The 25,697-nt window shown below is 69.8% G+C and carries 21 protein-coding genes; 9 read left to right on the forward strand and 12 right to left on the reverse strand.

The genetic code is table 11. The annotated features are described in order from the left end of the window. Nucleotides 1-59: 59 nt before the first annotated feature. From AU195_RS04730 to AU195_RS04745, 4 genes are read right to left on the reverse strand one after another with little or no spacing between them, the layout of a single operon-like run. Nucleotides 60-1,796 carry a sodium/solute symporter gene (locus tag AU195_RS04730; protein ID WP_059157905.1) on the reverse strand — a complete coding sequence of 579 codons (1,737 nt, stop codon included), beginning with the start codon at nt 1,794-1,796 and terminating at the stop codon, nt 60-62. After that, nucleotides 1,793-2,167 (reverse strand): hypothetical protein, encoded by a 375-nt coding sequence (locus tag AU195_RS04735; RefSeq protein WP_059157906.1) that lies wholly within the window; start codon nt 2,165-2,167, stop codon nt 1,793-1,795. Before AU195_RS04735 ends, AU195_RS04730 begins: the two co-directional genes overlap by 4 nt. Next, nucleotides 2,160-2,972, reverse strand: coding sequence for a LytR/AlgR family response regulator transcription factor (locus AU195_RS04740; protein ID WP_059157907.1), 813 nt, complete (start codon nt 2,970-2,972; stop codon nt 2,160-2,162). Before AU195_RS04740 ends, AU195_RS04735 begins: the two co-directional genes overlap by 8 nt. Continuing rightward, nucleotides 2,969-4,195: a sensor histidine kinase gene (locus tag AU195_RS04745; protein WP_059157908.1), complete on the reverse strand. Its 1,227-nt coding sequence runs from the start codon at nt 4,193-4,195 to the stop codon at nt 2,969-2,971. The genes AU195_RS04740 and AU195_RS04745 overlap by 4 nt, the downstream gene beginning before the upstream one ends. A 64-nt stretch (nt 4,196-4,259) precedes the next feature. Between AU195_RS04745 and AU195_RS04750 the strand changes: the two genes are divergently transcribed. Further along, the gene (locus AU195_RS04750; protein ID WP_059157909.1) at nt 4,260-4,838 is read left to right on the forward strand and encodes an HhH-GPD-type base excision DNA repair protein; all 579 of its coding nucleotides are present in this window, start codon (nt 4,260-4,262) and stop codon (nt 4,836-4,838) included. 33 nt (nt 4,839-4,871) lie between these two features. Next, the gene (locus AU195_RS25055) at nt 4,872-5,018 is read left to right on the forward strand and encodes a DUF1059 domain-containing protein (protein WP_011561426.1); all 147 of its coding nucleotides are present in this window, start codon (nt 4,872-4,874) and stop codon (nt 5,016-5,018) included. Between the two features lie 57 nt (nt 5,019-5,075). Here the strand turns inward: AU195_RS25055 and AU195_RS04755 are convergent, their stop codons facing one another. Together AU195_RS04755 and AU195_RS04760 are read right to left on the reverse strand one after the other, a co-directional pair. After that, entirely contained in the window at nt 5,076-6,104 is a 1,029-nt protein-coding gene (locus AU195_RS04755) for an Rv1157c family protein (RefSeq protein ID WP_059157910.1), read from the reverse strand. Nucleotides 6,105-6,151: 47 nt separating this feature from the next. After that, entirely contained in the window at nt 6,152-6,664 is a 513-nt protein-coding gene (locus tag AU195_RS04760) for a hypothetical protein (protein WP_059157911.1), read from the reverse strand. Nucleotides 6,665-6,733: 69 nt separating this feature from the next. On the opposite strand from AU195_RS04760, the gene AU195_RS04765 reads away from it, so the two are divergent. Beyond that, entirely contained in the window at nt 6,734-8,056 is a 1,323-nt protein-coding gene (locus AU195_RS04765; protein WP_059157912.1) for a mannosyltransferase, read from the forward strand. Here the strand turns inward: AU195_RS04765 and AU195_RS25060 are convergent. Next, nucleotides 8,001-8,285 carry a 4a-hydroxytetrahydrobiopterin dehydratase gene (locus tag AU195_RS25060; RefSeq protein ID WP_082702962.1) on the reverse strand — a complete coding sequence of 95 codons (285 nt, stop codon included), beginning with the start codon at nt 8,283-8,285 and terminating at the stop codon, nt 8,001-8,003. The genes AU195_RS04765 and AU195_RS25060 overlap by 56 nt on opposite strands. 27 nt (nt 8,286-8,312) lie before the next feature. Here AU195_RS25060 and AU195_RS04770 point away from each other — a divergent pair, with 27 nt between their 5' ends. Then, nucleotides 8,313-8,711, forward strand: coding sequence for a (deoxy)nucleoside triphosphate pyrophosphohydrolase (locus AU195_RS04770; protein ID WP_059157934.1), 399 nt, complete (start codon nt 8,313-8,315; stop codon nt 8,709-8,711). 8 nt (nt 8,712-8,719) lie between these two features. Here AU195_RS04770 and AU195_RS04775 read toward each other — a convergent pair whose 3' ends face one another. Further along, nucleotides 8,720-8,992, reverse strand: a complete 273-nt coding sequence (locus tag AU195_RS04775) for a hypothetical protein (protein WP_059157913.1) — start codon at nt 8,990-8,992, stop codon at nt 8,720-8,722. A gap of 100 nt (nt 8,993-9,092) precedes the next feature. After that, nucleotides 9,093-9,260 carry a hypothetical protein gene (locus AU195_RS25620; RefSeq protein WP_157531029.1) on the reverse strand — a complete coding sequence of 56 codons (168 nt, stop codon included), beginning with the start codon at nt 9,258-9,260 and terminating at the stop codon, nt 9,093-9,095. 148 nt (nt 9,261-9,408) lie between these two features. On the opposite strand from AU195_RS25620, the gene typA reads away from it, so the two are divergent. After that, nucleotides 9,409-11,310 (forward strand): translational GTPase TypA, encoded by a 1,902-nt coding sequence (gene typA, locus AU195_RS04780; protein ID WP_059157914.1) that lies wholly within the window; start codon nt 9,409-9,411, stop codon nt 11,308-11,310. A 20-nt stretch (nt 11,311-11,330) separates the two neighbouring features. Continuing rightward, nucleotides 11,331-13,211, forward strand: coding sequence for an ABC transporter family substrate-binding protein (locus AU195_RS04785; RefSeq protein ID WP_059157915.1), 1,881 nt, complete (start codon nt 11,331-11,333; stop codon nt 13,209-13,211). A 53-nt stretch (nt 13,212-13,264) separates the two neighbouring features. Here AU195_RS04785 and AU195_RS04790 read toward each other — a convergent pair whose 3' ends face one another. The 3 genes from AU195_RS04790 to AU195_RS04800 all read right to left on the reverse strand — a co-directional run bounded on the left by AU195_RS04790 (nt 13,265) and on the right by AU195_RS04800 (nt 21,254). Further along, a complete protein-coding gene (locus AU195_RS04790; protein WP_059157916.1) occupies nt 13,265-14,539 on the reverse strand; it encodes a hypothetical protein in 1,275 nt (424 codons plus the stop codon). A 430-nt stretch (nt 14,540-14,969) separates the two neighbouring features. Further along, nucleotides 14,970-18,971, reverse strand: a complete 4,002-nt coding sequence (locus AU195_RS04795; protein ID WP_286149129.1) for a hypothetical protein — start codon at nt 18,969-18,971, stop codon at nt 14,970-14,972. 1,107 nt (nt 18,972-20,078) lie between these two features. Beyond that, nucleotides 20,079-21,254 (reverse strand): hypothetical protein, encoded by a 1,176-nt coding sequence (locus tag AU195_RS04800; protein ID WP_286149130.1) that lies wholly within the window; start codon nt 21,252-21,254, stop codon nt 20,079-20,081. A gap of 237 nt (nt 21,255-21,491) precedes the next feature. Between AU195_RS04800 and mshB the strand changes: the two genes are divergently transcribed. The 3 genes from mshB (at nt 21,492) to AU195_RS04815 (ending at nt 25,571) form a co-directional block, all read left to right on the forward strand. Continuing rightward, complete coding sequence (gene mshB / locus AU195_RS04805) at nt 21,492-22,343, forward strand: N-acetyl-1-D-myo-inositol-2-amino-2-deoxy-alpha-D-glucopyranoside deacetylase (protein ID WP_059157918.1); 852 nt, start codon at nt 21,492-21,494, stop codon at nt 22,341-22,343. Nucleotides 22,344-22,581: 238 nt separating this feature from the next. Then, a complete protein-coding gene (locus AU195_RS04810; protein WP_286149131.1) occupies nt 22,582-22,896 on the forward strand; it encodes a hypothetical protein in 315 nt (104 codons plus the stop codon). Nucleotides 22,897-22,991: 95 nt separating this feature from the next. After that, nucleotides 22,992-25,571 carry a bifunctional FO biosynthesis protein CofGH gene (locus AU195_RS04815; protein WP_059157920.1) on the forward strand — a complete coding sequence of 860 codons (2,580 nt, stop codon included), beginning with the start codon at nt 22,992-22,994 and terminating at the stop codon, nt 25,569-25,571. Nucleotides 25,572-25,697 lie beyond the last annotated feature (126 nt).

Genomic DNA, 25,697 nt, shown 5'->3' on the forward strand with positions numbered 1-25,697 from the left:
TGAAGACCGGCAGCGGTGCGGTGAACGGTCGGATGCCGGCGACGAACGGCGCCGCCGGTTCAGCCCCCGGGGAGGCGTTCGACGCCCATGCCCAGCCGTTCGGGCACGTGCATCCGCGCGAAGATCTGCGCGACGTCCGGCGGGGCGCTGCGCCGGGTGAGCCGGCTGACGACGATCATCGTCGCGAAGGCCAGCGGAACGGTGACCGCGGCGGGATAGCCGACCACCACCGCGGCCCACCCGCCGAGCGCCTGCTCGTCGACCGCGCCGGCGATCGCGAGCGCCACCGCCGACCCCGCGGCCAGCCCGCCGACCACCAGGCCGCACGACGCGCCGATCGCGGTCAGCCCGCGCCACCAGATGCCGAGCACCAGCAACGGGCACAGTGTGGACGCGGCCACCGCGAACGCCAGCCCGACGCTGCGCGACAGCTCCAGGCCGGAGGTGATGAGCGACAACGGGATCGGGATCAGGCCGCCGACGAGCGCGGCGATGCGGAAGTCGCGGACCCGTCCGCGCAACACATCGGTGGCCAGCGCGCCGGCGAGGCTCACCAGCAGGCCCGACGACGTCGCGAGGAATGCCGCGATCGCGCCTGCGGCCACGAGCGCGGCGAGCAACTGGCCGAACACCCCACCGATCGCGGCGGCGGGGGCCAGCAGCACCGCGGCGTCGGCGGCGCCGGTGATGAGCAGTTGCGGCACGTAGAGCCGGGAGAACACGCCGATCAGGGTGGGGAACAGGTAGAACAGGCCGAGCAGCGCGATCACCGCGAGCGCGGTGCGGCGGGCGACCCGGCCGTCGGGGTTGGTGTAGAAGCGCACCAGCACGTGCGGCAGCCCCATCGTGCCGAGGAACGTCGCCACGATGATCGACAGCACCTGGTAGAGCGGATGTGCGCCGCCCAGGCCGCCGCCGGAGGCGAGCCAGTCGCCGCCCGCCGCGGGTGTGCCGGCCAGTACGGGGGTGGCGGCGCCGTCGGCCAGCGTCAGCGTGGTGTTCTCGCCGAGTTCGTGTTCGCCGGGCGCACCGATGGGCGCGGCGGTGACGGGCCTGCCGTCGAGGGTGCCGGTCACCGTGACTCCGGCCGGTTCGGTGACCTGGACGACGACGGCGGTCTCGACGGCCACGGTCGTGTCCTGGGTGACGACCGGCGGGAGCGGGCCACCCAGTTCTCCGCGGTCGGCGAAGAACAGCCCCAGCAGCGCGAGCGCCGGGATCGCGATGGCGGTCAGCTTGAGCCAGTACTGGAAGGCCTGGACGAACGTGATCGAGCGCATGCCGCCGGCCACCACGTTCGCGATGACGATGCCGCCGACCACGACCGGGCCGATCCACACCGGCATGCCCAGCAGTGTCTTGAGCGCGAGGCCGGCGCCCTGGTACTGCGGTACCAGGTACACCACGCAGATCACGATGACGACGAGCATCGCGACCTTGCGCAACCGCGGTGACCCGAGCCGGAACTCGGCGAAGTCGGGCACGGTGTAGGCCCCCGAACGGCGCAGCGGCGCGGCCACGAACAGCAGCAGGCCCAGATAGCCCGCGGTGAAGCCGACGGGGTACCACAGTGCGTCGGCGCCGTATTTCGCGATCAGCCCGGCGACGCCGAGAAACGATGCCGCGGAAAGGTATTCACCGGAGATCGCGGCGGCGTTCCACTGCGGCCCGACGGTGCGGGAGGCCACCAGGAAGTCGGAGGTGGTGCGGGAGAACCGGACGCCGTAGGCGCCGATCGCGATGGTCGCCACCGCCGCGGCGAGCAGCGCGGCCGCCGTCAAGGCCGATCCGGTCATGGCTCGCTGTCGATGACGCGGACGAAGTCGCGCTCGGCCTGTTCGGCCAGCCGAACGTACAACCGGCCCACCCCGTACAGCAGGGGATACGCCAGCAGCCCGAGCGCCAGCCAGTTGAGCCGCACGCCCGCGACGGTGAGCGCCGCCCAGCCCGGGAACACCGCCGAGGCCAACGGGATCGCCGCGACGACGCACACCACCACGGTCGCCAGGCGCAACGCCAGCCCCAGCTGCGCGCGCACCAGGCCCCGCACGAGCGCGTCACCGACCTGGGTCTGCTCCTGTACCTCGACCCTGGTCCGCACCATGCGCGCACCGCGGCGGTGGGCCAGCACGACCCGCTCGCGCTGCGGGCGGCCCGGCTCAGTCATCGCCGCCGGCGGGTCGCAGGTGCCGCAGCGGGTCCCGCACCAACCGGTCCCGCAGTTCGCGGGCCTGACGACGGCTCACCGGCAACTCGACGGCAGGCGAGGAACCGTTGGCGCGCAACCGCACGAGCACCGCGCCGTCGCTGGTGCGCAACCCCGTCACCAGCCGCAGCGCCACCAGGTACGAGCGGTGGATCCGCTGGAATCCGCGCTCCCGCCAACGGGTTTCGAGGGTGCTGAGCGGGATGCGCACCAGGTGCGACCCCGACGCCGAGTGCAGCCGGGCGTAGTCGCCCTCGGCCTCGACCCAGCCGATGCTGTCGCGGGGGACCAGGTGGGTGATCCCGCCGAGTTCGGCGGGTACGACGTCGGAGTCGGGTTCCTCGTCGGCGGCCGCCGGTTCGGCGCTGCGGGCCGCACCGGCCGATTCGGCGCTGCGCGCCGAGACCACCCGTCGGACCGCTTCGTCGAGGCGGTCCTGCCGGATCGGTTTGAGCAGGTAGTCGATGGCCCCGACGTCGAAGGCGGCGACCGCCTTGTCGTCGTGGGCGGTGACGAACACGATGGCCGGCCGGTGGGCGAAGTTGGCCAGCACACCGGCCAATTCGATGCCGGACAGGCCGGGCATGTTGATGTCGAGGAAGATCGCGTCGATGGTGTGCTGGTTGAGCTCACGCAGCGCGGAGGTGGCGTCGTTGACGCGGAACACCTCGCCGATGTCGGGGTGGCGGCCCAGCAGGTAGGCCAGTTCGTCGAGCGCGGGCATCTCGTCGTCGACGGCGAGCACGGTCAGACCGGACCTGTTCACCCGTACGCACCTCCGCCGGCCCGCACACCGGACCGGAACTTGGGTACCCGCATGATGACCTTCGTGCCCGCCCCGATCGCCGTCTCGACCACCAGACCGTAGTCGTTGCCGAACGCCGCGCGCAGGCGGTGGTCGACATTGGTCAGGCCCACGTGAGCGCTGTGACCGGGGGCAGGGGGGCCATCGGAATGGACCCCGCCACCCAGCGCATCGCCCGGCCCGGTGCGCAGCACGGCGGGGTCCATCCCGACGCCGTCGTCCTCGACCGTGATGACGCAGTCGGAGCCCTCGTCGCGGGCGACGATCTCGATCGATCCGCCGCCGCGGCCGGCCAGTCCGTGCCGCACGGCGTTCTCGACCAGCGGTTGCAGCGCCAGGAACGGCACCACGACGCCGAGCACTTCGGGGGCCACCTGCAGGCGGACGTCCAGCGATGTCCCGAAGCGGGCGCGCTCGAGGGTCAGGTAGCGGTCGATGTTGCGCAACTCCTCGGCCAGCGTCGTGTACTGCCCGGCGGCGCGGAACGAATAGCGGGTGAAGTCGGCGAACTCGAGGATCAGTTCGCGGGCCCGGTCGGGGTCGGTGCGCACGAACGAGGCGATGGTGTTGAGCGCGTTGTAGATGAAGTGCGGGCTGATCTGCGCCCGCAGGGCGAGCACTTCGGCACGGTCGAGGCGGGCCCGGGAGGCGTCGAGTTCGGCGAGTTCGAGTTGTCCTGCGGCGTAGCGCGCGACCTCTCCGACCGCGCCGAGCATGCCGGGGCCCGGATCGCGGGAGGTGACGACCGTGAGCACCCCGAGCAGGTCGCCGGCATCGGTCAGCAGGGGTTGGGCGATGACCGTCGCGGCGCGCACCGAGGTGAGCACCCGGCGCTCCCCGGCGATCGATTCGCGGACGGTGCGCGCCGCGTCGTCGGCCACGTCGGACGTCCAGACCGCGCCGTCCTCGGGTTCGCGGGCGAGCAGTTGGCCCTCGCCGTCGAACAGCGCGATGCCGTCGGTGCCGGTGAGCTCGCGCAGGAACGGCGCCGCCGACTCCGCGGAGGTGGTGTCGAGGCCCTGACGCAACGCGCGTGCGGCCAACGACGCGGTGTGCAGCGCGGCGTGGACGGCACGTTCGGTCGGGGTCGCCACCACGCGCCGGGTGCGCACGACGACCACCGCGGCGGCCACGGCTGCCACGATCAGCACCGCCGCCAGGACTATCGCGAGTTCGCCGGACATCCGCTGTAGGTGCTCCTCGCGTCCGCGTCACCACATGGGGTTTCGGCCACCTTAAACTGGCGGCGTGGCGAAACTGCAGCTTGTCCAGGATCCGGCGGCCGACGCGCTGCTCGAGGCAAATCCGTTCGCGCTGCTGGTCGGCATGCTGCTCGACCAGCAGTACCCGATGGAGGCCGCGTTCGCGGGGCCGAAGAAGATCGCCGACCGGATGGGCGGTGTCGACCCCCGCGAGATCGCCGACCACGACCCGGAAAAGTTCGCCGCGCTGTGCTCGACAACCCCTGCGGTGCACCGCTTTCCCGGGTCGATGGCCAAACGCATCCAGGCGCTGGCGCAACTCGTCGTGGACCGCTACGACGGTGACGCCGCCGCGCTGTGGACCTCCGGTGACCCGGACGGGGCTGAGGTGCTGCGCCGGCTCAAGGCGCTGCCCGGATTCGGCGAGCAGAAGGCGAAGATCTTCCTGGCACTGCTGGGCAAGCAGTACGGCGTGACACCGCAGGGCTGGCGTGAGGCCGCGGGCGACTACGGCAAGGCCGGAACGTACATGTCGATCGCCGACGTGACCGACCCCGGTGCGCTGGAGAAGGTGCGCTCGTACAAGAAGCAGGCGAAGGCCGCCGCGAAAGCCGCCAAGGGCTGACTCATATGCCGACTTGCGAATAGGCTGGGCCACATGAAGACACACTTGAACTGCCCGTGCGGTGAGGCCATCACCGGCAAGGACGAAGAGGACCTGGTCGAGAAGGCGCAGAAGCATCTGTCGGAGGCCCATCCCGGCCGCGAATACGACCGCGACGCGATCCTGTTCATGGCGTACTAGCCCGCAACGAGAAATCCCCGGCCGCGCATCGCGACCGGGGATTCGTCGTGTCGGGGGTCAGGGCACGACCGTCGATCCGATGGTCGGCATGAACTGGCACTGCTTCTCGGTGGTGGTGACCTGGCCGAAGATCGTGGACATGATGCTGCCCGATCCGGTGTCGACGATGGCGGTCAGCGTCGTCGGGCCCTCCGGGTTGATGTCCGAACGCGGTTTGAGCGTCGCGCTGCCGGACTTACCGGTGGTGAGGTTCACCCACGTCACGTTCAGCGGCAGCTTCTGCTCGGCCGCCGGTCCCGGCGTGCCCACAGCGGTGAACACGTACGCGGTCTGGCCGGGCCCCGGTCCGGGTGCAGGGATCTTGGCCGGCCCCGCCACCGAGATCGCGGTGGCGAGGACGTTCCCGCCGTCTGCCAGGCATCCGTTGCTGATCGACGGATACATGAAGTCCTGCGTCGGCGGGGCGTCCGGGCCGAATCCCGGCGGACCCGGTGTGGGAGCCGGCGCAGGCGCAGGCGCAGGCGCCGGTCCGGGCAACGCTCCGGCCGCCTCGGCGACCGGCGCAGCCACCGGGGCCGCGATCGGTGCCGCCGGTGCCGGCGCTGGTGCTGGTGCGGCCGCGGGGATCGCGACCGGATCGACAGCCGGCGCGGCGCTCGGCTCCGGACCCGGTGCGGGCGGGGTGGCGCCCGCAGGCAGGGGGCCGACCGCGTGGGCCGGGTTGACCCCTGCAGGCAGGTGCGCCTGAGTCCCGGGAACGGCCCCCGCAGCGGGGACATGCGCCGCCGGGTCGGCCACGAACTGGTTGACCGCCGAGGCCACGTCGCGGGACGAGGCGGGGGCCGCCGCATCTCCGGCGAACACGGCGGCTGCGGCCATCAGCATCGAGGCGGCGTTGTTCGGGTCGGCCGCCGCCTGCTGGATGACCGGACCGAGGCTTTCCATCGCGGGCAGACCGGGCGCCTGAAGCGCGTCGATCGGAAGCCCGGGAGCGGGCTCGCCGGTGGCCGTCGCACTGCTGAAGAGCAGTGCGACGGACGCGCCGAGCCCGGCCGCGGTCGTCAACAGAGTTCGAGTCGGTGACATGTCACTCCTCGCGAGTTTCGGTCAGGGCACAGTCGATCGGGCGGCGATCAGGGCAGGGCTGACACCGGGAAGATCGGCGGAGTCGCCGGGGCGGCCGCTCCTCCCGCGGGCGGTGCGCGGGCGGCCGGTGCGGCCGGCGTCGCCGCGGGCAGCAGGCTCGTCAGCGGGGAACCCGCGGGCATCAGCGAGGCCAGGCCGGTCGGCACGTTCACCCCGGGCAGCGGTGACGTGGCGGCCGGCGTGCCGGGCAGCGCGGACGCCGCGCCGGGCAGCGCCGGGGTCTGCGGCAGCGTGATCGACGCCGTCGCGCCCGGTGCGGCGGCAGGCGCGGCGGGGGTCGCGGGGGTCGAGGCGGGCATGCCGGTGCCGGCCAGGGCCGAGGCGAACGTCTGCAGCAGCTGCGGCGCGTTGCCCAGTTGATCGAGGAACGGAATGCCCGGCGCGGGCGGCGCGGGGGCTGCCGGCTGGGCGGCGGCGGGCGCACTGAGGGCAAGAGCGATCGGAACCGCCCCAGCCGCAGCAATCACGCTGGTCACGAGGGTTTTTCTGGTGAGTTTCATGGATCTCCCAATCCGTTGACAGCACGTCTGCGCCCGACGCTACGCAGTTACTGGTGTTACTCAAGTGACATGTGTGGCATTTATTCAACCGTTACGGAGGTGACGGGAATCGGTTACCGGATCAGTAGAGTCGGGCGGATAAGCGACTCCACCGCCCCCACCGCCGACGCGGCGACCCCCACCCGACTGCCGAGCCGACTGGCCGCGGCGGCGCCCGTGCTGCTCGTGCTGAGCATCGCGGCGCGGCTCGCGTGGACCTACCTCGCCGCCAACGGCGCGAACTTCGTCGATCTGCACGTCTACGTCGGCGGGGCGGGGGCCCTCGACGAACCGGGCACGCTCTACGACTACGTCTACGCCGATCAGACGCCGGACTTCCCGCTGCCGTTCACCTATCCGCCGTTCGCCGCGGTGGTCTTCTATCCGCTGCATCTGCTGCCGTTCGGCCTGGTCGCCTTCACATGGCAGATCGGCATCATCGCCGCGCTGTACGGCGTGGTCCGCCTCAGTCAGCGGTTGCTCGCCGACGGCGGCGACCGCCGCACCGCGATGCTGTGGACCGCGATCGGCATCTGGCTCGAGCCGCTGCGCAGCACCTTCGACTACGGGCAGGTCAACGTGCTGCTCGTGCTGGCGGTGCTGGCGGCCGTCCTCAGTTCCCGCTGGTGGTGGTCGGGCCTGCTGGTCGGCCTGGCGGCCGGGATCAAACTCACGCCCGCGGTGTCGGGCCTGTACTTCGTCGGCGCGCGGCGCTGGAAGGCCGCGGTCTTCTCGGCGGTGGTGTTCGCCGGCACCGTCGCGGTGTCCGTGGCCGTGGTGGGCCAGCAGGCGCGGTACTACTTCACCGACCTGCTCGGCGACGCCGACCGCGTCGGCCCGATCGGCACGTCGTTCAACCAGTCCTGGCGCGGGGGCATCTCCCGCATCGTCGGGCACGACGCCGGATACGGCCCGGTGGTCGTCGCGGCGATCGTCGTCACCGCGGTCCTGGCGCTGCTGGCCTGGCGGGCGATCGGGGGCAGCGCGGACCGGTTGGGCGCCATCGTGATCGTGCAGCTGTTCGGCCTGCTGCTGTCACCGATCTCGTGGACCCACCACTGGGTGTGGTTGCTGCCGCTGATGATCTGGCTGTGGCACGGCCCGCTCCGGGAGCGGACCGGGGCGCGGGTGCTGCGGTGGGGCTGGCTGACGCTGACGCTGGTCGGCGTGCCGTGGCTGCTCAGCTTCGCCCAGCCGACGATCTGGGAGATCGGCAGGCCCTGGTACCTGGCGTGGGCCGGGCTGATCTACATCGTCGCCACGCTGGCGACGCTGGCGTGGGTGGCCACCGCCGCCGCTACCGGTCGAGGATCGCGTCGATCTCCCGAGCCATCTGCACGTCCTTCTCCGTGATACCACCCTCGGAATGCGTGACGAGTGCGAAAGTCACTGTCCGCCAACGGATGTCGATATCGGGATGGTGGTCTTTCTCCTCGGCGCGCTCGGCCACCCGGCGCACCGCCTCGATGCCGTCGAGGAACGCGGGGAACTTCACCGAACGTCGCAGCGCCCCGCCGGCGCGCTCCCAGCCGCCAAGGTCCGGCAGCGCGGCGTCCACCTGTTCGTCGGTCAACACAGCCATACCGTCGACGGTATACCGTCACCGCTGATGGCAGAGCAGATCGTCGTGGCCGGTGCCCTGATCGCGGGGTCGGAACTACTGGTCGCCCAGCGCAACCGGCCGCCGGACCTGGCCGGGCTGTGGGAGTTGCCCGGCGGGAAGGTCGCGCCGGGGGAGAGCGACGCCGCGGCGCTGACGCGAGAGTTGCAGGAGGAGTTGGGCATCGACGTCGCGGTGGGTGCGCGCATCGGCGACGACATCGCCCTGAGCGCGACGACCGTGCTGCGCGCGTATCTCGTCACGCACACCGGTGGGGATCTGCGGCCGATCGACCACCGCGCACTGCGGTGGGTGGGGGTAGACGACCTCGACGGCCTGCCGTGGGTGCCCGCGGACCGGGCGTGGCTCGGCGCGCTCGGTCGTGCGTTGCGTGACGGCGCCGGATAGCCGGGCGCTCAGTACCGCAGGCGGTCGTCGATCACGCGCACGCGTCCGGTGCCGCGGGGGTGATGTACCGCATACAACGGATGCGTCAACACCGGGTGGCGGCAGTGCGGACATGATTGCTGCGGTTGTCTGGCCGAGGCCACCGTGAGGTGGTGACAGGTGCTGCAGTGCACGACGTGCGCGGCGCCGACCCAGTTCATCAACCCGATGTAGAGCGCGGCGACGGTCGCTATGGCCAACACGATGATCAGGGCGACGGTGAGCGCCTGGTAAACCGCCATGATCGCACCTCCAAGCACGTACGACAGATCTCGACGGGCGTCATCCACGGTACTCGCCGAATGACGGCCCCGGCGGAGAATTCACAGGTCAGCGGGGTGGTCAGGCCTTACGTGCGCGTTTGTAGACCTTCTCCAACTCCTTGCCCCTGATGCCCATGTGCTCGGCCTTGAGCACCTTGTGCACCACCAGCGGGCACCGTTTGCACCGGGGCTTGCTGCGGCAGCACTTCTTCTTCGGTTTGAGATCGGCGAACTTGCTGGACTTCACGGTTCGGACGGGATCCTGACGGTGGCTGGTCGGGGGGCAGGACGGGCGCCATCACATTGCCACGGCACGAGTGGGCGGCGGTGACCTCCCTCGCGCGCCGGCACCGCGCATTTCGCGATCGAGTCACCGCACTGCGACAATCACCGACGTGGATTTACCCAATGACTTCCGCAATGTCGCCATCGTCGCCCACGTCGACCACGGCAAAACGACCCTGGTCGATGCGATGCTGCGGCAGTCCGGTGCGCTGAGCCACCGGGGCGATGACGCGGTCGAGCGGTTGATGGACTCCGGTGACCTGGAGAAGGAAAAAGGCATCACGATCCTCGCCAAGAACACCGCGGTGCACCGGCATCACCCCGACGGGACGATGACCGTCATCAACGTGATCGACACCCCGGGCCACGCCGACTTCGGCGGTGAGGTCGAGCGCGGCCTGTCCATGGTCGACGGTGTGCTGCTGCTGGTCGACGCGTCCGAGGGGCCGCTCCCACAGACCCGCTTCGTCCTGCGTAAGGCGCTGGCCGCGCACCTGCCCGTCATCCTGGTCGTGAACAAGACCGACCGCCCCGACGCCCGCATCGCGGAGGTGGTCTCCGAGAGCCACGACCTGCTGCTCGACGTCGCGTCCGACCTCGACGACGAGGCGCAGAAGGCCGCCGAGGAGGCGCTCGGGCTGCCGGTGCTGTACGCGTCCGGCCGGGCCGGCATCGCGAGCACCACCGAACCCGCCAACGGCGAGAACCCGGACGGGGAGAATCTCGACCCCCTCTTCGACGTGCTGCTCGAGCACATCCCGCCGCCGCAGGGCGACCCAGACGCGCCGTTGCAGGCGCTGGTGACCAACCTCGACGCCTCGGCGTTTCTCGGCCGGCTCGCGTTGATCCGCATCTACAAGGGCCGCATCCGCAAGGGGCAGCAGGTGGCCTGGATGCGCGAGGTCGACGGCCACCCGGTGATCACCAATGCCAAGATCACCGAACTGCTGGTCACCGTCGGCGTGGAGCGAACCGCCACCGAGGAGGCCGTCGCCGGTGACATCGTGGCCGTCGCCGGGATCCCGGAGATCATGATCGGCGACACGCTGGCCGATCCTGACCACGCGCACGCGTTGCCGCGCATCACCGTCGACGAGCCCGCCATCTCGGTGACCATCGGTACCAACACCTCGCCGCTGGCCGGAAAGGTGTCCGGGCACAAGCTCACCGCCCGGATGGTCAAGTCGCGCCTTGACTCCGAACTCGTCGGCAACGTGTCGCTCAAGATCGTCGACATCGGCAGGCCGGACGCCTGGGAGGTGCAGGGCCGCGGCGAGTTGGCGCTGGCCGTGCTCGTCGAGCAGATGCGCCGCGAGGGCTTCGAGCTCACCGTCGGCAAGCCGCAGGTGGTCACGCAGACCATCGACGGCAAGCTGCACGAACCGTTCGAGGCGTTGACCATCGACTGCCCCGAGGAGTTCGTCGGCGCCGTCACGCAGCTGATGGCCGCCCGCAAGGGCCGCATGGAGGACATGGCCAACCACGCCGCGGGCTGGGTGCGGATGGACTTCATCGTGCCGAGCCGCGGACTGATCGGCTTCCGCACCGACTTCCTCACCCTGACCCGCGGCACCGGCATCGCCAACGCGGTGTTCGACGGCTACCGCCCGTGGGCGGGGGAGATCCGCGCCCGCCACACCGGCTCGTTGGTCTCGGACCGCAGCGGTTCGGTGACGCCGTTCGCGATGATCCAGCTCGCCGACCGCGGCCAGTTCTTCGTCGAGCCGGGCGACGACACCTACGAGGGCCAGGTCGTCGGAATCAACCCGCGCGCCGAGGATCTCGACGTCAACGTCACCCGCGAGAAGAAGCTGACCAACATGCGTAGCTCCACCGCCGACGTGATGGAGACGCTGGCCCGTCCGCTCGAACTCGGTCTCGAACAGGCCATGGAGTTCTGCGCCGAGGATGAATGCGTCGAGGTCACCCCTGAGGTCGTGCGGGTGCGCAAGGTCGAGCTGGACGCCACGCTGCGGGCGCGCGCGCGCTCGCGGGCGAAGGCGCGGAACTAGCGGCCGATACGCTGAGCAGCGTGCCGACCCGTCCCCGCCGTTACCGCGTAACGCTCGGGGCGCTCGTCTCCGCCACGGCGCTGCTGCTGGGCGGGTGCACCGTGAGCCCGCCGCCTGCGCCGCAGAGCACCGAGACGCCGGAGACCACCCCGCCGCCTGCGCCCAAGGCGACCCAGATCATCGTCGCGATCGATTCGATCGGCCCAGGGTTCAACCCGCACCTGCTCTCCGATCAGTCGCCGGTCAACGCCGCGATCGCCGCGCTGGTGCTTCCGAGCTCGTTTCGGCCGATCCCGGATCAGAACACGCCGACCGGGTCGCGGTGGGAGATGGACCCGACGCTGCTGGAATCGGCCGAGGTGACCGATGAGAACCCGTTCACCGTCACCTACAACATCCGGCCCGAGGCGCAGTGGACGGACAACGCGCCCATCGGCGCCGACGACTACTGGTATCTGTGGCGCCAGATGGTCAGCCAGCCCGGTGTCGTCGACCCCGCCGGCTACGACCTGATTACCGGCGTGCAGTCCGTCGAGGGCGCCAAGCAGGTCGTCGTCACGTTCTCGCAGCCCTACCCCGCGTGGCGCGAGCTGTTCAACAACATCCTGCCCGCGCACATCGTCAAGGACGTGCCGGGCGGCTTCGGCGCCGGCCTGGCCGAGGCGATGCCCGTGACCGGCGGACAGTTCCGGGTGGAGACCATCGATCCGCAGCGCGACGAGATCCTGCTGGCCCGCAACGACCGGTACTGGAGTGCACCCGCCAAACCCGACCTGGTGCTGTTCCGCCGGGGCGGAGCCCCTGCGGCGCTGGCCGACTCGATCCGAAACGGTGACACCCAGGTCGCCCAGGTGCACGGTGGCGCAGCGACTTTCGCGCAGCTCAGCGCGATCCCGGATGTGCGGACGGCACGCATCGTGACGCCGCGGGTCATGCAGGTGACGCTGCGTGGACAGCTGCCCGAACTCGCCGATCCGTCGGTTCGCCGGGCGATTCTTGGTCTGCTCGACGTCGACCTGCTGGCATCGGTGGGCGCAGGTGACGACAACACCGTCACGCTGGCCCAGGCGCAGGTGCGTTCACCGTCCGATCCCGGATACGTGCCGACGGCCCCGCCGGCGCTGGGCACCGACGCGGCCCTGGAACTGCTGGCCGAGGCGGGATACCAGATGGCGCCGGTGGGGGATGCGCCGCCGGCCGAGCCCGGTGCGCCCGCGCAGGACCACAGCCGAGGGCGGATCGCGAAAGACGGTGTGCCGCTGACCCTCGTGCTCGGGGTGGCCGCCAACGATCCGACTTCGGTCGCCGTGGCGAACACCGCCGCCGATCAACTCCGCAACGTCGGCATCGAGGCGTCGGTGCTGGCCCTGGACCCGGTGACGCTCTACGGGGAGGCGTTGGCCGAGAACCGGGTCGACGCCGTCGTGGGCTGGCATCAGGCCGGGGGAGACCTGGCGACCGCGCTGGCGTCGCGGTACGGCTGTCCGGCGCTGGAGGCGACGCCCGTGGCGACCGCGCCGCCTGCGCCCGGACCGTCCCGGCCCGCCCCGACTCCGTCGCCCACGACGACGACTCGCGCCACTCCGACCGCCACACCCACCAACACGCCGAGCCCCGCACCGGAATCCGGCGCGCTGGTGCAGGCGCCGAGCAATATCACCGGTGTGTGCGACCGCAGCATCCAGCCGAAGATCGATGCCGCTCTCGACGGCCGCGAGCCGATCGCCGAGGTGATCGACGCCGTGGAGCCACGGCTGTGGAACATGTGGACGGTGCTGCCGATCCTGCAGGACACCACGATCGTCGCGGCCGGTCCGAGTGTGCAGAACGTGAGCCTCTCCGGCGCCGTGCCCGTCGGCATCGTCGGTGACGCGGGCAGGTGGGTGAAGGCCCCGCAGTGACGAAACGGGCCCCCACCCCGAGGGGGTGAGGGCCCGCTGGTCCGGCGGCCCGATCAGGCTTCGGCGCCTTCGGTCTCGTTCTCGCCGGTCTCCTTGTCGCCGGTGTCCTTGTCGCCGGTATCGTCCGCGTCGTCGCCCGACGGCGCCTGCTCGGTGGTGCCGTCGTCCCCGGTCTCCTCCTCGGGTGCGTCGGTCTCGAGCACGTCGTCCTCGGTTGTGTCGTCGACCGCGTCCTCGGCGGGGAGTTCTTCCTCGAGGGCCTCCTCCTCGGAGGCTTCGCCCTCGGAGGACTCTTCTCCGGTGGTCAAGTCTGTCTCCTCGTCACCCGCCTTCTCGCCGACCGTCTCGTCCACGGCAGCCGCGCCGTCACCCGGCTCCGGGGCGGGATTCTCGGACACGTCGCCGGCGGGTGCGCTCGTGAACGCTGCAGGCGTCACACCCGATTCGGTGATGTCGAAGGTCACCGTCGGGGCGGGCTCGGTGTTCGTCGACGAGACGTCGGCGACGCGCGACACCGGCGCTGCGGGTTTGAGCGCATCGGCGATCATCTGACGCAGGTTGAGCAGACCCGCGATCGTCCCGGACCCAGCCGTCAGCAGGCCGCCGTCGAAGCCGAACCCGTTGAGGAAGGCGCCGGTGACGACGCCGGGGACGTCGAGCACGGCCGTCACCGCACCGAGGATGTCGCCCTCGACCGCGGCGTCCACGATCGCCTGGGTGGCGGCGCCCAACCCGCTGAACACGCTGGCGACCGGGAGGATCGCGCCCAACGCCACCGTCGCGAAGGCCGTCACGGCCATGTTGGCGACGTCGAGCATGTTCTCCGCGCTGGCCGTGATGACTTCCTGCACACCCATCAGCACGCCGAGCGCGGGGAACAGGATCGGGGTGAGGAACGCCTGGAAGAGTGCCGGGAAGCCTTCCGCCGGATTACCCGTGACGATCTGCTCGACTGCGGCGTGGACGTTCGCGGGGATGCCGTCGGGGTTCGATGGGTTCAGGGCCGCGACGAAACCTTCGGCGAATTCCTGGAACGCGGGCGTCAGTTGTTCGATGTACGACAGCTGGTTCTGGATCACCTGCTGCAGGATCGGTGCCGGATTCTGCGCCACCGACTGCCCGAGGATCGAGAGGTTCTCGGCGGCCTCGCCGAAGACCTCGATCCAGGTCTGGATCGGGTTGACGGCGGCGTTCAGTTCGACGCCGATCGTGGACAGCGATGGCACCTTCGCATCGGGTAGAGGCGGTGCGACCGGGCTGATCGCGATCGCTCCGGCTCCGACCAGTGCCACCCCGGTGGAGAGATAAGAACGGGCTGCGATGTGCATGGGGTCTCCTTACGTCGACGTAAATGTTGACGCCCGACAACTTACCTCTCGGTAAGATCACGGATAAGTGAATTGGCAAACTTTTTTTGCCGTGAGTCGCCCAGTGCGTGGTGCGTTGCTCTACGCGGCTCGGCCAGGGAAAGTCCACGTAAAAGCCATGATCATTGTTCCGATGTCTCTGCACGCATGCGTCTGACGCTGACAGTTGACAGTCTCTGGCAACATCAAGATCGTGATCAATCGGTTGAAGAATCAAACGACAATTTGCCAGCTGGCGGGTCGCGTCTGATCTTGATGCAGGTAACGCCTTCGTCAATAACTGTTCGGACTTTGCGGGCAGGCGTCACACGCGACGATCGAGCATGCCCACCGACAACGCAGCGCGGCCCCGGACTCGAGAGTCCGGGGCCGCGTGCGTCGGTGCTACTGATTACTCCGAATCGGAGGCGCCGGCCGACTCCGTCTTCTTGGAGGTGTCAGCCGATTCTTTCTTCGTCGATTCGCTGCTCGGCTTCTTGGTGCCGCCGACAGCGTTCTCGATGTTCTTCCGGACCCCGTCGAGGTTCTTGCGGGTCTGCTCCGCTGCTCCCTCGAGGTTCTTGCGGGTCTGGTTCGCCGCTCCCTCGAGGTTCTTGCGGGTCTGCTCCGCCGCCCCCTCCAGGTTCTTGCGGGTCTGGTTGAGCCCGTCGTTGATCTGCTTGCCGGCGGTGTCGAGAGCCTCGCGCAGCTGCACCTGGCCCTGGGTGATCTGCTTCTGCAGATCAGCCGCCGGGTTGGCGGGCAGCACCGGATTGATCTTCACCTCCGGCAGCTTCGCCTCGGGAGCCGGTGCCTTCTCTTCAGCGGGAGCCGTGGCCACCGAGAAGGTCTGGGACTCCGGCGCGATGCGGGTCGAGTTGATCTCCGACGATGCGGCCTCGTTCGTACCCGCGCTGAGCGTGTTGATCCCGCCACCGAGCTCACCGCCGAGGCTGCCCCCGAAACCACCCAGCGCCCCGCGGATGGCGCCACCGATCGCGGCGCTGATCGCACCGCCGATGTTGACGTCACTCGCGGCCTCGGCGAACGCGTTCACCGCGGCGTAGATGCCGGCTCCGATGGCCTGGAGCGCGTCGTTGCCGTTCTCCAGGGCCGACACCGCCGTCGCGCGGAACGCCTCGACCACGGCGTTGGCCGCCGCGGCGAAGTTGTTGACCGCGTCGACGCCGATCTCGGTGACGGCGTCGGCCGCCGCACCGAACTGCGCACCGGCTTCCGCGAAGGACCCGATGAACTCGGCGGGGGTCGGCAGGCCCTCCAGGCTCGCGCCGATCGCCGCGGAGAGCTCCCCGCCGATCTCGGCGAAGCCCTCCAGCGCCGCGGCACCCAGGTCGAGACCCGCTTCGAGGCCGGCCTCCAGGGAGGCGCCGAGGTCGGCCAGCACCGGTCCGAGCGAAGCCGACGCCTCGATCAGAGCGCCGATGAACACCTCGGGGCTGGGCAGGTTCTCCAGCGCGGCCTCGAACGCGGCGGTGAGCGTGCCGCCGCCCTCGACCAGTGCCTCGAGGAAGGCGTTGAAGGCAGGGCCGCTGATGTCGATACCCGACTGGATGGCGGCGGTCAGCGCGGCCGACAGGTTGCCGAGGGCTTCGGCGGTCGCATCGGCGATCGCGTTGAAGCCGGGTGCGAAGGCCCCGATGGCGCCCTCGATCGCAGCGGCGAACTCCGCCGGAGTCGGGAAGCCCTCGAACGCCGCGTTGAAGGCCGCGGCCAGCTCCGCTCCCGCGTTCACGAGGGCATCGGCGATCACGCCGGCATCCAGGTCGACGCCGAGGTCGACGATGAGCTCCAGTGCCGCCTCAAGGGAGGCGCCGAGGTCGACGTCGATGGCCGCGAACGCGTCCACGAGAGCATCGATGAACACCTCGGGCGTCGGGAACGCCTCCAGTGCGGCCTCGAACGCGGCGGCCAGCTGGCCCCCAGCGTCCTGCAGTCCGGCGATGACCGCCTCGAAGGCGGTCTCGCCTGCGGCGATGCCGGCCTCGATGGCGGCGGACAGCGCCCCCTCGAAGTTCGCGAGCGCCGTGGCGGTGGCATCGGCCAGCGCGTTCAGCCCCGGGATCACCCCTTCCAGAGCCGCCTCGAAGGCCGCGACGAACTCGGCGGGTGACGGGAAGCCCTCGAGCGCGGCGTCGAAGATCGCCGCCAGCTCCGCACCCGCTTCGGCGAGCGCCTCGCCGATCGCGGTGGCGTCGAGGTTCAGCCCCAGCTCCACGACCACCTCGAGCGCGGCGTCGATGGCGCCGGCAAGGTCGACGTCGATGGCGCCGAAGGCCGAGACCAGGGCGTCGATGAACGCCTCCGGGGTCGGGAAGGCCTCGATCGCGGCGTTGAACGCCGCGGCGAGCTCGCTACCCGCGTCGAGCAGACCCGCGACGATGGCGTCGAACGCCTCCACCCCTGCGGCGAATCCGGTCTCCAGCGCCGTCGTGAGGGCACCCGAGAGGTCGGCGATCACCTCTGCGGTGGCCGCGGCGAGCGCATCGAAGCCCGGGATGACGCCCTCGAGGGCGGCGTTGAAGGCCGCGATGAACTCTTCCGGGGCCGGGAAGCCGTCGAGCACACCGTTGAACAGCGCGGCGAACTCGGCGCCGGCCTCCAGGAACGCATCGGCGATCGCGCCGGCGTCCAGCTCCACGCCCAGGTCGACGAGCGCCTCGAGCGCGACGTCGATGGCGCCGGCCAGGTCGACGTCGATGGCGCCGAAGGCCGACACCAGCGCGTCGACGAACGCCTCGGGCGTCGGGAACGCCTCAATGGCCGCCGCGAACGCGGTCGCCAGCTCACCACCGATGTCCTGCAGTCCGGCGATCACCGACTCGAAGGCGTCGAGACCCGCGGCGAAACCGGCCTCCAGCGCGCCCGAGAGCGCACCCGACAGGTCGGTGAACGCCTCGGCGGCGGCTTCGGCGAAGATGTTGAAGCCCGGGACCAGTCCGGCGATGGCGGCGTTGAAGGCGGCGACGAAATCAGCCGGGGTCGGGAATCCTTCGATCGCGCCTTCGAACACGACGGCCAGATCGGCGCCGGCCTCGATGAGCGCCTCGGCGATGGCCCCGGGGTTCAGGGCGATGTCGACGAGCGCTTCGAATGCGACGTCCAATGCCGCACCCAGGTCCACATCGATGGCGGCGAACGCGTCCACCAGCGCGTCGAGGAACACCTCGGGCGTGGGGAACGCCTCGATCGCCGCGGCGAACGCGGCGGACAGGTCGCTACCCGCGTCGAGCAGGCCGGTGACGATGGCGTCGAACGCCTCGATGCCGGCCGCCGCGCCCGCGTCGATGGCCGCGGCCAGCGCACCCGACAGGTCGGTGAGCGCCTCGGCGGCGGCCTCGGCGAACGCATTGATCCCCGGCAGGGCGCCGGCGATCGCGGCGTTGAAGGCGGCGAAGAACTCGGCCGGCGTCGGGAAGCCCTCGAAGACTCCCTCGAAGGCCGCGGCCAGGTCGGCGCCGGCCTCGATGAACGCGTCGGCGATGGCGCCGGCGTCGATCTCGATGCCCAGGTCGACGAGCGCCTCGAGCGCGACCTCGAGGGCAGCGCCCAATTCGACGTCGATGGCGCCGAAGGCCGACACCAGGGCGTCGACGAACGCCTCGGGCGTCGGGAAGGCCTCCAGGGCGGCGTTGAACGCGGCGGCCAGTTCACCACCGGCGTCGAGCAGTCCGGCGACGAACGCGTCGAAGGCGGTGACGCCCGCGGCGATACCCGCATCGATCGCGGCGGCGAGCTCAGCCGAGAGCTCGGTGAACGCCTCGGCCGCAGCGGTCGCGACGGCGTTGAAGCCCGGGATCACCCCACCGAGGGCGGCCTCGAAGGCGGCGACGAACTCCTCCGGCGTGGGGAAGGCGGCCAGCGCGGCGTTGAACGCGGCGGCCAGTTCCGCACCGGCCTCGAGGAACGCCTCGCCGATGGCGCCTGCGTCCAGTTCGATGCCCAGCTCGAGGGCGGCCTCGAGCGCGACCTCGATGACACCGGCCAGGTTCAGGTTGACCGACGCGAACGCCGACACCACGGCGTCGACGAACGCCTGCGGCGACGGGAAGTTGGCGATGGCGTTGTCGATCGCGGTCGCGAGCACGCTGCCGCCGTCGAGCAGACCGTCGACGACCGCCTGGAAGGCATTGTTGCCCTGGCCGACGGCTTCGACCAGCGCGGCCTCGAGCGCGCCGCTCAGTCCGACGATCGCGGCCTGGGCAGCCTGAGAGGCGCTGTCCACCGCGCCGCCGATGGGTGCCCACGCGGCCTGCGCGGCGGCGATCAGATCAGCCAACGAGGACAGCGACACGTCTTCGAGCACGGCGACCATCCGGTCGCCCCGAATCTGGAAGTCCGGCGGCAGTACCTCGACCGGAGCCAACGCGATCGATGTGGCGCCTACGACGGCCACACCGGCGGTCAAGTATGACCGAACAGCAACTTCCATGACATCCCCTCAGAGTCAAAAACAGCCCGACGGAGCAAAACATACCTGAGAACTACCTAAGTAACAAAGCGATCTACGGCTTTTTCTGTGACCCCTTTTCACGGCTGCTCACGACGTTTGCCTGTGTCTTCGTGACGCGAATTAGCCTTCGCGGCTGTTGTGTACGGAGAAGTGCTCGAATGGCAAATGAACCGGCAACTCTGCGAGGGGCGCACCACAACGGAACGTATTTCGTTCGCATGGCGAACGAACATTGCTGAAAGCGGTATCGACGGGTGTTGTGGCTGGACAGCGCCGCCGCCCTGTAGGCGCGTCGGTGTTGCCACATTGACGGGTATGTGCACAGTTGGCCGCGGGGCACCACCTGGACCAGCCCGGAGTGGTCGAGATGTTGTTGTCCTAGCAAGGATCAACCCGACGGTGCCGCGTTTTCGCAGCTCTTCGCTGGTTCTCGGGTTACCGGGGAGTTGGCGATCGGAGCCCGATGCGGCGGATTCCCGAGATTGCCGGCCGCGTCGTCGTGGCGGGTAGCGGAACCCCGGCGGGTCCGGCCGTGCGGGCGATCTGGCGCCGATTCGGGGCAATCCTGCTGCTAGGCGACGTGTTTTGACGCAGACGAAAACGGGTATCTGCTCAGGGCCTCTATGTCGTCGTGCCGTCTCGGAGTAGGGGGTTTATCCTGTTGGTTCCCGGTGCTCTGGCGACATCGCGAACCTGTGGTCCGAGCGGGCTCGGCGCGTTTCGCGGAAACGTTGCTGACAGGTAGCTGACAAGCGAATTCCGGCTGTCAAACTGATTAGCCACTTTGTCAAAGACCCTGTTTCCTGAGAGCGAGCTGAGTCGTTCAGTTAACTTCTTTCAGCGCTGCGCAGCGAACAATCAGGTGGGCGGCACAACCGTGTCGACGGGCGCTTGCTGGGGTCGCGACCACCGCGGGTGGGGCGGTTCGAGCCCACCGTCGGGGGCCGTGGCGTGTGGGCTTGCCAGCGGCTGCTGAAGAGGCGGGCGCGCGACGTCGACTCGAGCGAGTGAGCGAGTGTGCCGAACCGTCACAGTGACGATTCGCGCCACTTACTCCTGGGTGCCGCGCTCGGCGGGCGCATCGTCGTTCTGCGACGGTGCGTCGTCCGTGGAGCCGGACGTGGGCTGCTTGTCGACGGTGTCGTCGTCTTTGTCGCCCGCAGTCGCGTCGGTCTTGGCGTCGTCCTCGGCCGGAGTCGCCTTCTTGCCGCCGGGCGTCAGCCGCTTGATCGTCGAGTGGAAGTTGTCGATGCCCTGTTGGACGCGAATGCCGAGATCGCGAGCCAGTTCACCGGGCTTAGGCAGTTTCGGCGTCTTCGGGTGAGAAGGAGCCTGACTCGCACCGGCGGGGTCCCCGTCGGGATCGATCACGAGTTCGGGCAGCGGCACTTCCGCTTCCGCTCCGGACTGCAGTTGCGGGGGTTGCGCGGTGGCTGCCGGCGACGGCTGGACGCCGTTGCGGATGTCGGCGGCGACATCGTTCACGGTCTGGTCGACCTTTTCGATCAGACCGCCGGCCTGACCGATCGGCCTCGGCAGGACGCGCATCAGGGCGCGGATGAGGGGCTTGAGCGCGCTCTCGTGGAAGGCCTCGTCGATCTCTTTGATACCCGTCAGGTTCGGGTGTCCGACCAGCAATGCGGTGAGCGGTTCCACGATCAGCCGCCGGAGTGCGTCGTCGGGACCGATTTCGCCGGCGATCAGTTGAGTGACGACCTGCTGCGTCAGCACGAACGCAACGGCGGGAGCCAGGCTGACCTGCCTGACGAACGTGATGCCGGCTTCACCGAAGCTGGTGCCGATGTCGGTCAGCGCTCCGACGACTCCCTCGATCGCCTCGCTGGGCGCGACGGGGGCCAGCGGGGTGTGCGGGACCAGGGTCCGCTCATGAGCGGCGGTGAACTCGTCGACCGGTAGGGAGATGGCGGGTTCGGTGATGCTCACCCCGGCGCCGAATGCCGAGATCACCGAATCGCGGCCGGTGTTCGACACGTCGTTGAAGAGGCGCTGCAGTTGCTCGATGGAACTCAGCCAGTCCTGACGGATCGCGCCGATCGATTCGAGGAATGCAGGATCAAGGACGTCGAGCCGGTCGCCGTCGGCGGTGAAGTCCGATGCCGAGACGCGGATGTCGGAAGGGAGGGGGACGACGGGGTTCGCCACGACCACGGCGGCACCGGACAACACGACCCCGGTGGCCAGGAAAGGGGCGATGGCCCGCCGCATGGCGCCTCCCCACGTGCGCAGCGTTCAATCGGTACAGCGTAGCTGAGACCGACCTGAGAATACAGCAGGTCGAAACGGTTGATTCCTGAGAATCTCGCCCGTTGTGTTTGAAATCCGCCGGGAGGAAACGGTCCCCGGGCCACGAACGAGGCGTCCGGGGGAACGGGCTTTCGAGGCGGGATGTTGCGTCACGGCTTCATCAGGCGCGTCCGGTCCGCTGGCGTAGATTCACCGCTGATGTCCTCACCTCGCCTGCTCTTCGTCCACGCCCATCCAGACGACGAGACGCTCACCACCGGCGGCACCATCGCCCACTACGTCCGCCGGGGCGCGGACGTCCGCGTGATCACCTGCACCCTCGGGGAAGAAGGTGAGGTGATCGGGGAGCGGTACGCCCAACTCGCCGTCGACCATGCCGACCAACTCGGCGGGTACCGGATCGCCGAACTGACCACCGCGCTCGCCGCGCTCGGCGTCGGCGAACCGCACTACCTCGGCGGACCCGGCCACTGGCGCGACTCCGGGATGGCCGACACCCCCGCGCGTCACCACCGGAGATTCGTCGACGCCGACATGGCCGAAGCCGCCGGCCTGTTGGCCGCGATCCTCGACGAATTCCGCCCCCACGTCGTGGTCACCTACGACCCCGCCGGAGGGTACGGACACCCGGATCACATCCAGACCCACCGCGTCACCACCACCGCCGTCGAGCGTGCGCGGTGGCAGGTGTCGAAGCTGTACTGGACCGTCATGTCCAAGAGCGGTATGGGCGACGCCTTCGCCGTTGCCCGTGACGTCCCCGATGAGTGGCTCCAGGTGAGTGTCGACGACGTGCCGTTCCTCTATCCCGACGAGCGGATCGACGCCGTCGTCGACGTCGGGGACAGCCTCGAGGCGAAGATCGCCGCCATGCGCGCTCACGCCACGCAGATCTCGGTCGCGCCCAACGGACAGTCGTGCGCGCTGTCGAACAACATCGCGATGCCGATCCCCACCCTGGAGCACTACGTCCTCGCGTCCGGCGTACCGGGCCCGCGCGACGAGCGGGGTTGGGAAACCGACCTGCTCGCCGGATTGGACCTGGCGTAGCGAATTCGGCTCGCGGTAAGCTCCCCTCATCCGGCGACCTCGAAGGGGCATCCATGGATCCCGACCTTGATCCGAACCTGCAGCACTGGCAGGACCGCCTCGACAACTTCCAGTGGGTGGTCGGTTCGTTCGTCGCGCTGTTCGACAGCATCCCGACCTGACGGCGCCGCCGCGCGGCTACAGTCCGGCCGCGGTCGCGTTCCGTTGCGTCGTCCTGACGCTGCTCACCCTCGACGGTGTGCTCACCGCGGTCCTCGGTGCCTTCTTCCTGCCCCTGCGTATCGGCACGGCGCCGTTCCCGCTCAGCGCGCTCATCGTCGGCGTGGTCAACGCGGCGCTGGTCTGGGCGGCCTACCAGTGGACCGACTCCGGCCGGGTCGCCGCGCTACCGCTGTGGGGATGGTTGGTCACGCTCGCCGCCCTGGCCGTCGGCGGCCCCGGTGAGGACATCGTCTTCGGCGGGCGTGACGTCATGGCCTTCGGCCTCGTGATCTACACCGCGGTCGGGACCGCCCCGGCCGCCTGGCTGCTCTGGCGTGCGCGTGTCAGCTGACGGGCCGCGGACTACTGTGGCCGGTATGCCGGACCCAGTGCTTCCAGGATGTGAGACACGCGGATGAAAGTTGCCATCGCGGGGGTTAAAGGGGAGTGGCCCTGAACCCCCAGCACGGCGCTGATCTACCGAGCCCGGCGGTCCCGCCGCAGTCTGCAGTGCCCACCTCCGCCGCGATGAGGCGCGTACTGCGCCGGGCTCGCGACGGCGTCGCGCTCAATGTCGACGAGGCCGCGATCGCGATGAGCGCGCGCGGCGAAGACCTGGCCGACCTCTGCGCCAGTGCCGCCCGTGTGCGCGATGCGGGGTTGACCTCCGCCGGTCGTCTCGGGCCGAACGGGCGGCTGCCGGTCACGTACTCCCGCAAGGTCTTCATCCCCGTGACGCACCTGTGCCGCGACACCTGCCACTACTGCACGTTCGTCACCGTGCCCGGACGGCTGCGCGCCCAGGGGGCGGGCATGTACATGGAGCCCGACGAGATTCTCGACGTCGCTCGTCGTGGTGCCGAAATGGGCTGCAAGGAAGCACTTTTCACCCTGGGAGATCGTCCGGAGGCCCGCTGGGACGAAGCGCGTCAGTGGTTGGACGAACGCGGTTACGACTCGACGCTCGACTATGTCCGCGCGATGGCCATCCGCGTACTCGAGGAGACGGGCCTGCTCCCGCACCTCAACCCCGGAGTGATGAGCTGGTCGGAGCTCTCCCGGCTCAAACCCGTTGCGCCGTCGATGGGCATGATGCTCGAGACCACCTCCCGGCGGCTGTTCGAGACCAAGGGGCTGGCACACTACGGCAGCCCGGACAAGGATCCGGCCGTCCGGTTGCGCACGCTCGACGACGCCGGACGCCTGTCCATCCCGTTCACCACCGGCCTCCTCGTCGGAATCGGCGAGACGCTCACCGAACGCGCCGAGACCATGCATGCGATCCGCAAGTCGCACAAGGAATTCGGTCACGTCCAGGAAGTGATCGTGCAGAACTTCCGGGCGAAGGAGCACACCGCGATGGCGTCGTCACCGGACGCCGGTATCGACGACTTCCTCGCGACGGTCGCGACCACCCGCCTCGTGCTCGGTCCGAAGGTGCGGGTGCAGGCGCCGCCGAACCTGGTGTCGCGTGAGGAGTGCCTTGCCCTGATCGCCGCCGGGGTCGACGACTGGGGCGGCGTGTCGCCGCTGACCCCCGACCACGTCAACCCCGAACGGCCGTGGCCCGCGCTCGACGAGTTGGCCGACGTGACCGCCGTGGCGGGATACGACCTGGTCCAGCGGCTCACCGCGCAACCGCAGTACGTGCAGGCCGGCGCCGCGTGGATCGATCCACGGGTGCGCAGCCACGTCGACGCGCTGGCAGATCCGGAGACGGGTTTGGCGCTCGACGTCAACCCCGTCGGCCGCCCGTGGCAGGAGCCCGACGAGGCGCTGCAGTCGCTGGGACGCACAGACCTGCACGAGGCGATCGACAGCGAGGGTCGACTCACCGACACGCGCAGCGATCTCGGCAGCGCCTTCGGCGACTGGGAATCGATCCGCGAGAAGGTCCACGAGCTGGCGGCGCGGGCACCGGAGCGGGTGGACACCGACGTGCTGGCGGCACTGCGCGCCGCGGAGCGGGATCCGGCGTCGCTGTCCGACGACGCGTACCTGGCGCTGGCCACCGCGGACGGCCCGGCCCTCGATGCCGTTGCCGCGCTGGCGGATTCGCTGCGCCGCGACACGGTGGGCGACGACGTGACGTTCGTGGTCAACCGCAACATCAACTTCACCAACATCTGCTACACCGGGTGCCGGTTCTGCGCGTTCGCGCAGCGCAAGGGTGACGCCGACGCGTATTCGCTGTCGACCGACGAGGTCGCCGACCGCGCGTGGGAGGCCCACGTCGCAGGGGCGACCGAAGTGTGCATGCAGGGCGGCATCGACCCCGAACTGCCCGTGACCGGATACGCCGACCTGGTGCGTGCGGTCAAGAAGCGGGTGCCGTCGATGCACGTGCACGCGTTCTCGCCGATGGAGATCGCCAACGGCGTGACGAAGAGCGGGCTGTCGGTGCGGGAGTGGTTGACCGCCCTGCGCGAAGCCGGGCTGGACACCATCCCGGGCACCGCCGCCGAGATCCTCGACGACGAGGTGCGCTGGGTGCTGACCAAGGGGAAGCTGCCGACGTCGATGTGGATCGACGTGGTGACCACCGCCCACGAGGTGGGGCTGCGGTCGAGTTCGACGATGATGTACGGCCACGTCGACCAGCCCCGGCACTGGGTCGGCCATCTGCGGGTCCTCCGTGAGATCCAGGACCGCACGGGCGGGTTCACCGAGTTCGTGCCGCTGCCTTTCGTGCACCAGTCCTCGCCGCTGTACCTGGCCGGCGGCGCCCGACCCGGCCCCACGCACCGCGACAACCGGGCGGTCCACGCGCTCGCGCGAATCATGTTGCACGGCAGGATCTCTCACATCCAGACCAGCTGGGTCAAACTCGGCGTCGAGCGCACGCAGGTGATGCTGCAGGGCGGCGCGAACGACCTGGGCGGGACCCTGATGGAGGAGACGATCTCGCGGATGGCGGGCTCGGAGAACGGTTCGGCCAAGACGGCCGCCGAGCTCGTCGCGATCGCCGAGGGTATCGGTCGCCCGGCGCGCCAGCGCACCACCACCTACGCGCCCCTGGCGGCTTAGCTTCTCGCTCCGTTTCCGCCCGAACGTGCGCCCAGTGCGAAGAATCGGGCGGCGGTTTCAAGCGGTCGATGCAACAGCTGGTGGGTTGGACAGTAGTTGGTTGAGGGCTTCGGCCGGTGTTTTCCA

Origin of the sequence: Mycobacterium sp. IS-1496 (genome assembly GCF_001499995.1) — a bacterium.
Lineage (GTDB): Bacteria > Actinomycetota > Actinomycetes > Mycobacteriales > Mycobacteriaceae > Mycobacterium.